Raw genomic sequence first — 13881 nt, 5'->3', positions numbered from 1 at the left:
GAGTTATTTGTATAACCAATATGCAGTGCTGTGTATTGAAGCACCGCTACGAATATAGAGACGTAAAGCCGCAACATTTCCCATCTGAGTAGCGACAAGCAGGCTTTTCAAGCCTTGTTCAGCACACCAGCGTTTTGCAACTTTCATCAATTCAATACCAATGCCTTTATTGTTGTATTCAGGCCAGACGGCTAACAGTCCAATTCGACCCTGCAGCTCATCAGTTGAACGCAAAGTAACAAAACCAAGAGTATTTCCCCGTTCATCTTCAAGCAACAAGCATTGGCGATCAAAAGTACCTAACACCGCCTTTTCTACCCACAGAGCATAAAACCGACTACTATCGTCCGGCTGATACCAAGGAGTTCGAAAACGGCTATGCTGAAAAACGTCTGAAGCTACCGCCCTTAATCGCGCAATATCATGTTCTGTAGCCAAACGAGTGGAATAGTTAAGCTCAGGTTTCAAATCATTAGCTTCATTAACTGGCAAGATAAAATCAACCTCACCTTCCACTAAATGAAAATCTAGCGCACTCAGTTCATCGATAAGTTCGATCTGACTGGCAGGGATCTTTGCTTGAACCAGTTTGAAATGCGCGAGTTCATCAATACCGATCGGCTGAGCCTCTGGATTGGCGAAATTTAGCTTAGCCGTCGGCAGAGCGAAGAATTCACTCTCCCATGCCAGCGAATCAATACTGGCGCGGACGGACATTTAATAAATCCTGTAAATACTTACCGTATCCGGTTTTTGACAATAAATTAGCCGTTTTCAATACGCTGGCGTCATCCAGCCAGCCGTTACGCCAGGCAATTTCTTCCAGACAGGCAACTTTAAAACCCTGACGCTTTTCAACGGTCTGTACAAAAGTGCTGGCTTCGATCAGGCTGTCATGAGTACCGGTATCTAACCATGCAAAACCCCGGCCGAGTAGCTCAACGTTAAGTTCACCCTTTTCCAGATACATCTGGTTTATTGAGGTAATCTCCAGCTCACCACGCAGTGACGGTTTAACCTGCTTAGCCAGATCAACGACCTGATTATCATAAAAATAAAGCCCGGTAACAGCCCAGTTAGATTTAGGCTTAACCGGCTTTTCTTCAATCGATAATGCTCTGAAATTATCGTCGAATTCAACCACGCCAAAGCGCTCCGGATCCATCACCTGATAGCCAAACACTGTAGCGCCTTGTGTACGAGAAACAACGCTACGCAACTTAGGACTGAAGCTTTGGCCAAAGAAGATGTTATCGCCCAGCACTAAACAGCAAGAATCACCATTAATAAACTCCTCACCAATCAGGAAAGCCTGAGCCAGCCCGTCGGGGCTTGGTTGAGCGGCATAGCTAAGCTTAATGCCAAACTCATCACCGTTACCCAATAGGCGCTGAAAAGCAGGTAGATCTTCGGGCGTAGAAATAATCAAAATATCCCGAATGCCAGACAGCATCAGTACAGATAAGGGATAATAAATCATTGGTTTATCGTAAATAGGTAATAATTGCTTCGATACACCGCGTGTAATCGGATAAAGGCGAGTGCCGGAACCGCCCGCAAGAATAATGCCTTTCATTGGCTTCACCGTTATTACTGGCTATTTTCCTATCGATAAACAGCCGATATTAATCTTGATAAAAGATATTAAGGGAGTGCTAATATTCAGCGCTCCCATACCATTGAATATTAAAGCTAGGACTCAAGCCCTATGCGTTCTCTGGCATAAGTACCATCCTGAACGCGCTGCCACCAGACTTCATTCGCCAGATACCATGCCACCGTTTTACGAATACCGGATTCAAACGTTTCTAGCGGTTTCCAGCCAAGTTCACGCTCAATTTTATTCGCATCAATCGCATAGCGCATATCATGCCCCGGGCGATCGGTAACAAACGTAATCAAATCTTCATATTTAGCTAATCCGGCTGGTTTCACCGGAGCCAGTTCTTCGAGTAACTGGCAAATTGTACGCACAACGTCAATATTCTTACGTTCGTTATGACCGCCAATATTATACGTCTCGCCAATAACACCTTCAGTAACAACCTGATACAGTGCCCGAGCATGGTCTTCAACAAACAGCCAATCTCGAACCTGAGCACCATTCCCATAAACCGGTAATGGCTTACCCTCTAAAGCATTTAAAATCACTAAAGGAATCAATTTCTCAGGAAAATGATACGGGCCGTAATTATTGGAACAGTTGGTTACGATCGTTGGCAAACCATAGGTCCGCTGCCAGGCCCTGACCAGATGGTCGCTTGATGCCTTAGACGCAGAATAAGGGCTACTTGGAGCATACGGAGTCGTTTCGGTAAACAGGTCATGGGTACCGTGTAAATCACCGTACACTTCATCAGTCGAAATATGATGAAAACGGAACGCTTGTTTAGCATCAGCGCTCAGACTTAACCAATAATGGCGCGCCGCTTCCAGTAACGAATAAGTACCAACAATATTGGTTTCAATAAAAGCGGCAGGGCCATCAATAGAACGATCCACATGACTTTCAGCCGCCAGATGCATCACTAAATCGGGCTGGTGCTGTGCAAACACCCGGTCCAACGATGCTCTATCGCAAATATCAACCTGCTCAAAAGCATAATGTTTTGAGGCCGAAACGTCGTTCAGAGAATCCAGATTGCCAGCATACGTTAGCTTATCAACCACAACGACGCTATCCGAGGTGTGATTAATAATGTGCCTTACCACTGCCGATCCGATAAAACCCGCTCCGCCGGTAACAAGAATCTTACTCAACGCCATATTCCTTTAGTATCAATGATCCACTTTTGTTTAACTTCGTCTGGGCTAATTGCTTTAAAATGGCTGTGATCAACCAGCATGACTAATACATCAGCATCAATCAGTGCTTGAGCGGTATCTGCCAGAGTCACATGTTCCGCTAAAACTTTAGGCAACTGGTGAACATTAGGCTCAACGGCCAATGTCGTACCAGCATGCCAGTCGGCAATCATATGGGTAATTTCAAGTGCAGGACTTTCCCGCAAATCATCAATATCAGGCTTAAAGGCTAAACCAAAGCAGGCGATTTTAATTTCAGTTGCACGTTTACCGGTCGCAGTAAGGCAATCTGCAACGGCAGCTTTAACCTTATCCAGCACCCAGTACGGCTTGCCATCGTTAACTTCACGGGCGGTTCGTACCATACGAGCTTCTTTTGGGTTCTGCGCAACAATAAACCATGGATCAACAGCAATACAGTGCCCGCCGACGCCCGGCCCTGGCTGAAGAATATTAACCCGAGGATGACGGTTAGCTAAACGTATCAGCTCCCATACGTTAATGTCCTGACGGTCACATATTAATGACAGTTCATTGGCAAACGCAATATTGACATCTCTGAAGCTATTTTCGGTCAACTTACACATCTCAGCGGTACGCGCGTTAGTGATCACGCACTCACCTTTTAAAAATATTTTATACAACGCGCTGGCTCTTTCAGAACAACGAGGCGTCATGCCACCAACAACGCGGTCATTTTGAATCAGCTCAACCATCACTTTACCCGGCAGTACACGCTCTGGGCAGTAAGCGATGTTAATATCAGCGGCTTCTCCAGCCAGCTGAGGAAACGTAAGGTCAGGGCGAGCAGCGGCTAGCCATTCAGCCATTTGCTCTGTTGCACCTACTGGAGATGTTGATTCCAGAATAACCAAATCACCCTTTTTCAGTACTGGTGCAATTGATTTAGCCGCGGCTTCAACGTAAACCATGTCGGGTTCATGGTCGCCTTTAAATGGAGTAGGCACTGCAATCAAAAATGCATCAGCTGCCTGAGGTTTAATCACCGCCTGCAAAAATCCAGCGTCAACGGCCTCTTTAACCACTTTATCCAGATCGGGCTCAACAATATGAATAGCACCACGATTAATGGTATCAACCGCATGCTGATTAACATCAACACCGATCACTTTCTTTTTGCGCGATGCAAAAGCCGCTGCGGTTGGTAAACCAATATATCCAAGACCAATAACCGAAATTGTTTCAAAACTCATATTTTCACCTGACTGTTTTTTAAAACGTCGAGAATTCGCTGACAGGCTTTTCCGTCACCGTATGGATTGTGGGCACGACTCATTAAGTGATATTCACTTTCATCCGTTAAAAGTCGGCTAACCTCTTCCAAAATCAATGCAATATCCGTACCAACTAATCGAACAGTCCCGGCCGCTACGGCTTCCGGACGCTCAGTGGTTTTTCTCATGACTAAAACAGGTTTACCCAGAGAAGGGGCCTCTTCCTGAATTCCACCAGAATCAGTCAAAATCAGGTAAGCGTGATCCATCAGATAAACAAAAGGTAAGTAGTCTTGTGGCTCGATCAAAATGACGTTATCGATATCACTAAGAATACGCTTAACTGGTTCACGGACATTCGGATTGAGATGGACAGGATAAACGACTTGAACGTCTGGATGGGTACGGGCGATATCGGCTAATGCACCGCAAATTCGCTCAAAACCGTCACCAAAACTTTCCCGACGGTGACCCGTGACTAAAATCACTTTTTTCTTTTGTTGCAGAAAAGGATAACGCTGCTCCATTTCACTTTGCAGTGAGCTATCGTTCTTAATCCGGTTACGAACCCAAAATAGAGCATCGATAACCGTATTTCCGGTAACAAAAATACGGCTTGTAGGTATAGCTTCGGTGAGAAGATTCTGTTTTGACGTTTCTGTTGGCGAGAAGTGATACATGGCTAAATGACCAGTAAGCTTACGATTCCCTTCTTCAGGCCACGGTGAATAAATATCACCGGTACGTAAACCCGCCTCAACGTGCCCAACGGGTATACATTGATAAAATGCAGCTAAGCTGGTTGCTAAAGTCGTTGTTGTATCACCATGAACCAATACTACGTCCGGCTTAAAGTCTTCTAATACAGGCTTAAGCCCTTCCAGTATGCGGCAGGTAATCTCTGTTAGCCCTTGCCCCGGACGCATAATATCTAAGTCATAATCAGGTTTAATATCAAATAATTTTAGTACCTGATCCAACATCTCTCGATGCTGAGCCGTAACACAAACTCTAGATTCAAAATAGGTGTCGTCAGCTAGTGCATGTACTAACGGAGCCATCTTAATCGCTTCAGGCCGCGTACCAAAAACAGTTAACACTTTCACAGAGAAATCTCTTTAAATCAGCCAAATTACGGTAATTAACCGCTATTCAGGCGCCTGATGGCGCCTATCCTTATATCTTATTCACTTCCGTCTGCGACTTAATGCAACACCAGCACCAATTAAACCGCCGATGCCACCCCACATAATGAGTAGGAATACGCGACGAGGTTTATCACGGGTAATTGGATCTTCTGGCGTACGTAAGTATCGGTAAGCCTTAAATTTATCGTCCGGCGTTACGCCATCGGTTAATGCAGACAGCACCGCACGATCTCGATCGTAGTCGCTATTAAAATTAGGTCCATCTGCCTTTAATGTCTCAAGTCTGGCTTGAAGCATTGGTTTACCTAATAAGAAAAGCTCTGAATTCGGTAATTGATCGGCCGGAATATCAGTTTGCAAGCGTGCTATTCCCTGCTGCTGAGCAACATTGAGAGCCTGTTCAACGCGTTTTACTTCACGCTGATAAACGGCATTAGCAATATCTTCTTGGCGCTTAACCTGATTGGTTAAGGTTTTCTGACGAGCAGACCAAGTCCCCTGTAGCTCTTCATTAAGATGCATAACAGCTCTCTGGCTAGCAAAGTCGACATACTGACGAAGCAATTGATTGGCATCGCTTGGCGTTTCAGCAGAAAGCTTCACGCTGTCGTTTATCACCTTTTTATCATCACGAGGGATATAAGTAATATTATTAATTAACTCGTCGAGCAGTACCGCATCAGCCCGAGAATCTCCCTCTTTACGCTGTTTGTAATAGTCTGACTGTAGCCAGAAATCACGGCGCGCATCATAAGAAGACAGCTGCATAACAAATTCGTTATACACATCTTCCGTAATGGGGATTTCAACAGTCTGAGCACTATTATTAATATTACGCACTAGGCCACGGAGAAACTGCTGCTGAGAATAGTATCCACCCAACATATTCACCGTAGGCTTATCGGTAATAGCCGTTGTACTCCACTCTTGTTTTACTAAGTAGGAATAAACGAGCGTGGCGGCGGCGAAAAGTACCGCAATACCCACAATCCATATTTTCCCATACCATAGTGAGTAACATAGCCCGCGAATATCTAATTCATTATCAACTGACTGGATCTCTGGTTTCATGTCTACGACAAAAGCCTCTATTTAAGAAATACGCTGATTTTTACCGGTCCGCCGCATGCGGCGCTTGGTCCGTTTGATAAAACGGGCAACGCGCCAAGCATGTTTAATGCAGAAGCCATATACCATAAATGCGAGTAAGAACAGTGCCAACATCATCCATTCAGAAAGGAAGATAATGTGTTCACCGATAACACCAATAGCAGCCAATATAGCAGCAGCCAGAGTAATTAAAACGAAAGCCTGACGAGATGTGAATCCGGCACGCATAATAAGGTGATGGATATGTTGTCTATCGGCAGAGAAAGGGCTCATACCTTTACGTAGCCGCCGATACATAATAGCAATCATATCAATCAGGGGAATGGCAATAACCCAGAGAGCCGTGACCGGATTCATTGGATGACCAACGCCCTGAGTGCTCTGGAGTAAAATCCAAATGACGGTAAAACCAATCAACGTACTGCCAGCATCACCCATAAAGACTTTATAGTCTTTACCGAAAATACCCAGATTCAGTAATAAGTAGGGAATCGTCGCGGCAATAATAGCAAAACACAAATAGCTCAAATAAGTTTGGCCATCAATCAGTAACAAAATACCTAACGCACCAAAAGTCACGCTACTCAGGCCACCCAATAACCCGTCGATACCATCGACCATGTTAAAGGCATTAATCGAAGCCCATACGGCAAAAAGCGTAACCAGATAACCAACAGGCCCAAGAACTAACTCCCATGGACCTAATATTTTACCTAAGCTATGTAAATAAAGCCCGGCAAAATACATCATCGCAATAGCGACTAATGCCTGAACGGTGGCCCTAAATTTCACGCTAATATCAAAGCGGTCATCAATAGCGCCAACAAGCACTAATAAACCAGAACAAATAAGATAAATGCCGGGTTGTTCAACCTCATTCCAGTTAAGAAAGAGATACAAACAAATCCCAGCATAAACGGAGATACCGCCAACCAATGGAATAAGCCCATGGTGGTGTTTACGATTATTAGGTTTATCAACTAAACCAATTTTTTTAGCGACCTTTCTGGCGAAAAACAGAAAAGCTAAAGAAAATAAGAAGACGATAGCAAGATCGCCACTCATATTGAGTAAATTCACGATTCGCGGCTCTCAATAAAATTTATGAGTATTAGGATGTTACCCTAACACTCATTATTAATTAATCTATTATTACGAACGCTTCATCATATCAAAGAATTCATCATTAGTTTTCGTCATGGCTAGCTTATTAATCAGGAATTCCATTGCATCAATTTCACCCATAGGATGAATAATCCGACGCAAGATCCACATCTTTTGCAGCTCTTCTGACGTAGTCAACAATTCTTCTTTACGCGTACCGGAACGGTTATAATCAATAGCAGGGAATACGCGTTTTTCTGCTATTTTACGAGATAAATGCAGCTCCATATTACCGGTGCCTTTAAATTCTTCGTAAATGACTTCATCCATTTTAGAACCGGTATCAACTAAAGCAGTAGCGATAATTGTTAAGCTACCACCCTCTTCAACATTACGTGCAGCGCCGAAGAAACGCTTAGGGCGATGTAGCGCATTGGCATCCACACCACCGGTTAATACTTTGCCTGATGCAGGAACCACGGTGTTATAGGCACGGGCTAAACGAGTAATGGAGTCCAGTAAAATAATAACGTCTTTCTTATGCTCAACCAGACGCTTCGCCTTTTCAATTACCATCTCGGCAACCTGAACGTGGCGAGAGGCTGGCTCATCAAAGGTCGAAGCTATCACTTCACCTTTAACTAAGCGTTGCATCTCTGTAACTTCTTCTGGCCGCTCATCGATCAACAAGACCATCAGCACGCAGTCGGGGTGATTATAGGCAATGCTGGTTGCAATATTTTGCAGCAACATAGTCTTACCCGCTTTCGGCGGAGCAACAATCAGGCCACGTTGACCACGACCGATAGGTGAAGCTAAATCTAGAACGCGAGCAGTCAAATCTTCAGTTGAACCATTACCACGCTCCATGCGTAACCGAGAGTTAGCATGTAATGGCGTTAAGTTTTCAAACAGGATTTTATTACGGGCGTTTTCAGGTTTGTCATAGTTAACTTCGTTAACTTTTAACAGTGCAAAATAACGTTCACCTTCTTTTGGTGGACGAATTTTACCTGAAATGGTATCACCGGTACGGAGGTTAAAACGACGAATTTGACTAGGAGAGACATAGATATCATCAGGACCAGCGAGGTAGGAACTATCCCCTGAACGGAGGAAACCAAATCCATCCTGCAATATTTCTAATACGCCATCGCCAAAAATATCTTCTCCACTTTTTGCATGCTGTTTAAGGATAGAGAAAATTATATCTTGCTTGCGCATACGGGCCAGATTCTCTAGCCCCATATTTTCGCCGAGAGTAATTAGCTCAGAGACCGGCGTATTTTTTAGTTCGGTAAGATTCATAGGTGGGTTCTTTAACTCGGGGTCTGTCTCGAAAAGTCTTTGTGAGTAGCTGGCAGTGCACGCCACGCCTGTAATATTAGAATATCCAATTACTGTTCTATATCAATCAGAAAATTAAGTAGCATGTTGAATCTGATTGCATATTAGAAAATTCAGAAAGTTAACGTTTGGATATACATTCTAAACCTGTTTTAAAATCATAGCATCTACAGCCTGAAGCCGGAGTTGAACTGCATAAATTGCCTTAAGCTACGATTTTAAAACGAGTATGTGTATATAGATAAGATCGCACGAAGCGTGATTAAAGGTAGCACGCTTTATTCTCGTCGTCTACGGGTCTTAAAACAAATTACGGTATCTAAAGTGCTTTTTAGCTAGAAATAATGGGCAAATTTGGGGATTAGCTCAATTTCACGGTTTAAGCTTCTTGTTTACCCGACATCATTACATGGGTAAACAAGAAATAGAACAACCGGTAAAAATCGATTAGATACTGGTATCTAAGAACTCTTTGAGCTGGGATTTAGACAGAGCACCAACCTTTGTTGCTGCAACAGCGCCGTTTTTAAATAGCAATAAAGTTGGAATACCGCGAATTCCATATTGAGGAGCCGTCGCCGGATTCTGATCGATATTCAGCTTAGCAACGGTTAATTTACCTTCATACTCGGTCGCCACTTCATCAAGTATTGGGGCAATCATTTTACATGGACCACACCATTCCGCCCAGAAATCAACAAGCACAGGCCCTTGCGCTTTTAAAACATCACTTTCAAAGCTGCTATCAGTTAAGTGAATAATTTTTTCGCTCATGTTTGACTCCACAGGATTAGTTCTGTTTCATTGGTGTTATATTAACCAGAGAAACGTTGAATTTATATTGACTTTATTTCAACGGATACGCTTTCGTAAAGCAATACTTTCGTGAATACAGGGTTAACTGATATTCTACACCACTATGAGCAAAACACACTTAACAGAACAGAAGTTTGCCGACTTCGCACTACACCCTTCGGTAGTAAAAGCCCTTGAAAGTAAAGGTTTTCACTACTGTACGCCAATCCAAGCATTGGCGTTACCTTTTACGGTCATGGGTCGTGACGTTGCAGGACAGGCACAAACCGGTACCGGAAAAACATTAGCTTTTCTGGCATCAACCTTCAACTATCTACTCACTCACCCGTCGAGTTCTGAGCGTCAGGTGAATCAGCCACGCGCTTTAATTATGGCACCGACCCGCGAATTAGCGGTACAAATCCATAATGATGCAGAGGCATTAGCGCAAGAAACTGGCTTAAAAATCGGATTAGCCTACGGTGGCGATGGCTATGACAAACAGCTAAAAGTGCTGGAATCAGGCGTTGATATCCTGATCGGAACCACCGGTCGCCTGATCGATTACGCTAAACAAAATCATATCGACCTAGGTGCGATTCAAGTTGTCGTATTAGATGAAGCCGATCGCATGTTCGATCTTGGCTTTATTAAAGATATCCGTTGGATTTTCCGCCGTATGCCTGCGGTTGAGCGGCGGCTAAACATGCTATTTTCCGCAACGCTTTCTTTCCGCGTTCGCGAACTGGCTTTCGAACATATGAATAGCCCGCAATATGTTGAAGTTGAGCCACTGCAGAGAACGGGCCATCGAATTCAAGAAGAGCTTTTTTATCCTTCTAATGAAGATAAAATGCGACTGTTGCAAACTCTGATTGAAGAAGAATGGCCAGATCGCTGCATCATTTTCGCGAATACTAAACACTCTTGTGAGGATATCTGGGGCCATTTGGCCGCGGACGGACATCGTGTTGGTTTATTAACCGGTGACGTACCTCAGAAAAAACGCCTTCACATTCTCGATGACTTTACCAAAGGCAACATAGATATTCTTGTTGCAACTGACGTTGCTGCCCGTGGTTTACATATTCCTGAAGTTACTCACGTCTTTAACTACGACCTTCCTGATGATTGTGAAGACTATGTTCATCGAATTGGCCGGACAGGTCGGGCAGGTGCGAGTGGACATTCTATTACCTTGGCCTGTGAGCAATATGCACTTAATCTGCCGGCCATTGAGCAATATACGGGGCACTCAATTCCCGTAAGTCGTTATAATTCAGATGCATTGTTAACCGAGTTTCCAGCGCCGAAGCGTCTTCCTCGTCCACGCAATGCCGGAGGCCCTCGCCGCAATAGCAGCGGTCCCCGTCGTAATAGCCCAATGCGTAACAGAAAACGCCCTAGCTGATATGATACGGGTTGATTATTGAGGAATATGAAAAAAGGAATAAGAGCTTCGTCTACTTATGCCGTTATCGACCTTGGTTCGAATAGCTTTCATATGTTGGTTGTCAGAGAGACATCCGGTCATGTTCAGACTATTGACCGGATAAAACGCAAAGTCCGGCTAGCCGCCGGGCTCGATCGGCACAGTCACTTATCCGAAGAGGCGATGCAGCGGGGTTGGCAATGTTTACGACTGTTTTCCGAACGATTGTATGATATTGCACCCGAACGGGTACGCGTTGTTGCAACAGCAACGTTGCGTGCGGCTACCAATGCAACGCACTTTATCTCTGTCGCTGAAGAAATTCTGGGTATCCCGGTAAAGATCATCAGCGGAGAAGAAGAAGCAGGGCTAATTTATCAAGGAGTAGCCCATACTACCGGTGGCGAAAAATCACGCTTAGTCATTGATATTGGCGGTGGTAGTACAGAATTAATAGCAGGAAATGATTCATTAGCCTCCTTGTTATTCAGCTTACCAATGGGATGCGTAACCTGGCTTGAAAAATATTTTCATAATCGAATCCTCAACGCCGATAATTTTCATCGTGCAGAAACCGCTGCCAAAAATAATCTTAAGCACATTGCCGAACACCTGATGCACCAAGGCTGGCAAGTTTGCGTCGGAGCATCGGGGACCGTTCAGGCATTGCAGGAAATTATGATAGCTCAGGGGATGAATGAACAAATTACCCTTGAGAAATTACAACAATTAAAAGAACGTGCTATTCAGTGCGGAAAGCTAGAAGAGTTAGAAATAGAAGGTCTAACGTTAGAAAGAGCCTTGGTTTTCCCCAGCGGGCTTTCTATCCTAATTGCCATTTTTGAAAGTTTACATATCACTAGCATGACGTTAGCCGGCGGAGCGCTAAGAGAAGGATTAGTCTATGACATGCTGAATCTTCCTGTAGAAAATAATATTCGGCAGAGAACGATTCAGGCAATTCAGCGTCGGTATACGATCGATACCGCACAGGCTATGCTTGTCAGCCAAGTGGCAGATCGTTTATACCAGCAGTTAAAGCCGAGTTGGGAGCTCAATGACGCTGTGTCTGAGCTGCTATCTTGGGCATGCCAGATTCACGAAATTGGACTAAGCGTTGAGTTTAAAAACTCAGCTCAACATGCCTCCTATCTAATTACCAACATGGATATGCCAGGCTTTACCCCGGCACAAAAAAAGTTAATCGCAGCGTTATTACTTAATCAAACCAACGCGTTCAATCTGCAAGTTCTGGCAGAACAAAACGCGCTTTCACCTCAACAAGCACAACGCTTAGTCCGCTTACTGCGTATCGCCATTTTGCTGTGCCGTTCCCGTCACGCTGACTTAATACCAGAGATTGTATTAGAAAATGAGGGTGAGCAGCTACGCCTCAATATAGCCAAAGGGTGGGTTTCAAAGTATCCTTTACAGGCTGAGTCGCTATTGCAAGAAAGCCGCTGGCAGAGCTATAGCCACTTATCGCTCTCAATCTCAACCAATTAGTGTTTTTTCTTTGAAAAACAAAAAGATAGCCATTGAATATCAAAGAGAAAACTTTACTATTTTTTATTGTTAATATGGATTTATGAAAGGATTCCAAACATGGGCAAATTAACCACTACAAGAAAATTACTACTAGCCACATTGGTTGTAGGACTGCTTGTCGGCTGTGACGATAAAGACAAAGACTCATCTAAATCAGCCTCAGAGCCACCAAAAGTTGTTGAGTCTGTTAACACTTCCAATGCATCTCCAACCGCCGAAGAAAATTTAACCGCACAAGAGGCGGCAAAAGGTAACTTATGGCTGGACGTATTCAATAATGAATCAACAATTGATATGAAAGGCGCTGATGGGAAAAAATTTGGTGGCATGACACTGTTAACACAAATAACCCAAGTTCCTAATCGAGTTAAGAAGTACATTGAAATTTCGGACAATAATGGGAAGTTCACGCTTAAAAAAATCAGAGCGAAAGAAAATACGCTAGATACTTTCTTTACGATGACGGCTTTCGGCCCGTTAGGAAAAGTTAGCAGTGACGAAATTGAGAAATACCGGTCAATCACCAACGCGATTAAAAACATGAAACCGGCAATGCCTGACATTGATAAAGCCGGCACAGAATACGTTGAAAGCGTTATCGGCATGAGCAATGCCTTTGACCAGCTAATCGATTACTACAAGACCAGTGAAGAATTTAAACTCGATGACTTTAAAAAGTCACCGCAGCTTCACAAAGTCATCGCTGAAGCCTATGAAAAATATGTAGTAGCCAGTGAAAATGCCAAGCTGGCCCACAACAATCTTTATCAACAACTCCATGTAAAAGAAATGGCTACGTTAAAAGCCAAAGGTTTTGATTCAATGTTGGTCGTTTATGAGAGCGTGGATCGGGTTTCCGATATTTTTGATGGTTTGGTGGACGACTACAATAAAAATAGTAGCTTAAAAAAATCAGATAAAGCCGCCTATGAAGCCAAATCTAAGCTAATTGAAGATGCCGTGGTTGCACTGAAAAAAGCCAAAGAAAAACCGGCAACTTTAGCAAAAGAAGGCTTAGCTGAAGGCAAATTAAATGACTACATTGAAGCATTAAACGCCTACAGTATCGCAACAAAAGTGACTATCCGTGATATGGGTAAAAACAAAGATGAAGATCTTTTAAATGACCTTCAGAACAAGCAGTTTAGCGTTATTGAATGCTATAACAGCATCGTTCAAGACTAAAACGCTAGCTATATCATCTAACCAAAACAGGTGCCCGCAAGGCGCTAATGCCAGTCAGTTAAGCAACTGACTGGCTTTTTTGTTCCTAGCTTTGCCATATTTATGCGGCCTTTCCTTCACCACTCTAGGAAAGGCCCTTTCTCTTCGTACCGGCAGCTTCACCATTTTTCCC

General features: G+C 43.8%; 13 protein-coding genes. 3 read left to right on the top strand and 10 right to left on the bottom strand.

What is annotated here, in order from left to right; all coding sequences use genetic code 11:
- Positions 1–3: 3 nt before the first annotated feature.
- The 9 genes from rffC to trxA form a co-directional block, all read right to left on the bottom strand.
- Complete coding sequence (gene rffC / locus GVI43_RS13575) at positions 4–717, bottom strand: dTDP-4-amino-4,6-dideoxy-D-galactose acyltransferase (protein WP_159567398.1); 714 nt, start codon at positions 715–717, stop codon at positions 4–6.
- Positions 695–1576 carry a glucose-1-phosphate thymidylyltransferase RfbA gene (rfbA, locus tag GVI43_RS13570; RefSeq protein ID WP_159567397.1) on the bottom strand — a complete coding sequence of 294 codons (882 nt, stop codon included), beginning with the start codon at positions 1574–1576 and terminating at the stop codon, positions 695–697. Before rfbA ends, rffC begins: the two co-directional genes overlap by 23 nt.
- Positions 1577–1692: 116 nt before the next feature.
- The gene (rffG, locus tag GVI43_RS13565; protein WP_211959100.1) at positions 1693–2766 is read right to left on the bottom strand and encodes a dTDP-glucose 4,6-dehydratase; all 1074 of its coding nucleotides are present in this window, start codon (positions 2764–2766) and stop codon (positions 1693–1695) included.
- On the bottom strand, positions 2757–4019 hold the full coding sequence (gene wecC / locus GVI43_RS13560) for a UDP-N-acetyl-D-mannosamine dehydrogenase (RefSeq protein ID WP_159567395.1): 1263 nt from the start codon (positions 4017–4019) through the stop codon (positions 2757–2759). Before wecC ends, rffG begins: the two co-directional genes overlap by 10 nt.
- A complete protein-coding gene (wecB, locus tag GVI43_RS13555; RefSeq protein ID WP_159567394.1) occupies positions 4016–5146 on the bottom strand; it encodes a non-hydrolyzing UDP-N-acetylglucosamine 2-epimerase in 1131 nt (376 codons plus the stop codon). Before wecB ends, wecC begins: the two co-directional genes overlap by 4 nt.
- Positions 5147–5227: 81 nt before the next feature.
- A complete protein-coding gene (gene wzzE / locus GVI43_RS13550) occupies positions 5228–6259 on the bottom strand; it encodes an ECA polysaccharide chain length modulation protein (protein ID WP_159567393.1) in 1032 nt (343 codons plus the stop codon).
- A 21-nt stretch (positions 6260–6280) separates the two neighbouring features.
- Positions 6281–7378, bottom strand: a complete 1098-nt coding sequence (gene wecA, locus GVI43_RS13545; RefSeq protein ID WP_159567392.1) for a UDP-N-acetylglucosamine--undecaprenyl-phosphate N-acetylglucosaminephosphotransferase — start codon at positions 7376–7378, stop codon at positions 6281–6283.
- Between the two features lie 72 nt (positions 7379–7450).
- Positions 7451–8710 (bottom strand): transcription termination factor Rho, encoded by a 1260-nt coding sequence (rho, locus tag GVI43_RS13540; RefSeq protein WP_029095580.1) that lies wholly within the window; start codon positions 8708–8710, stop codon positions 7451–7453.
- Between the two features lie 486 nt (positions 8711–9196).
- Complete coding sequence (gene trxA / locus GVI43_RS13535; RefSeq protein ID WP_159567391.1) at positions 9197–9523, bottom strand: thioredoxin TrxA; 327 nt, start codon at positions 9521–9523, stop codon at positions 9197–9199.
- Positions 9524–9668: 145 nt separating this feature from the next.
- Here trxA and rhlB point away from each other — a divergent pair, with 145 nt between their 5' ends.
- From rhlB to GVI43_RS13520, 3 genes are all read left to right on the top strand, one after another.
- Positions 9669–10955, top strand: a complete 1287-nt coding sequence (gene rhlB, locus GVI43_RS13530; RefSeq protein WP_159567390.1) for an ATP-dependent RNA helicase RhlB — start codon at positions 9669–9671, stop codon at positions 10953–10955.
- 27 nt (positions 10956–10982) lie between these two features.
- The gene (gene gppA / locus GVI43_RS13525; protein ID WP_159567389.1) at positions 10983–12482 is read left to right on the top strand and encodes a guanosine-5'-triphosphate,3'-diphosphate diphosphatase; all 1500 of its coding nucleotides are present in this window, start codon (positions 10983–10985) and stop codon (positions 12480–12482) included.
- A gap of 99 nt (positions 12483–12581) precedes the next feature.
- Complete coding sequence (locus tag GVI43_RS13520; RefSeq protein WP_159567388.1) at positions 12582–13709, top strand: DUF3829 domain-containing protein; 1128 nt, start codon at positions 12582–12584, stop codon at positions 13707–13709.
- A gap of 54 nt (positions 13710–13763) precedes the next feature.
- Here the strand turns inward: GVI43_RS13520 and GVI43_RS15920 are convergent.
- Positions 13764–13881: hypothetical protein (locus GVI43_RS15920; RefSeq protein ID WP_246201862.1), on the bottom strand; the 118-nt coding region annotated here is incomplete at its 5' end.

This window comes from Budvicia diplopodorum, assembly GCF_009800925.1.
Taxonomy (GTDB): Bacteria; Pseudomonadota; Gammaproteobacteria; order Enterobacterales; family Enterobacteriaceae; genus Budvicia; species Budvicia diplopodorum.
The sequence above is the reverse complement of the archived record's forward strand: the minus strand, read 5'-3'. Positions and strand labels throughout refer to the sequence as shown.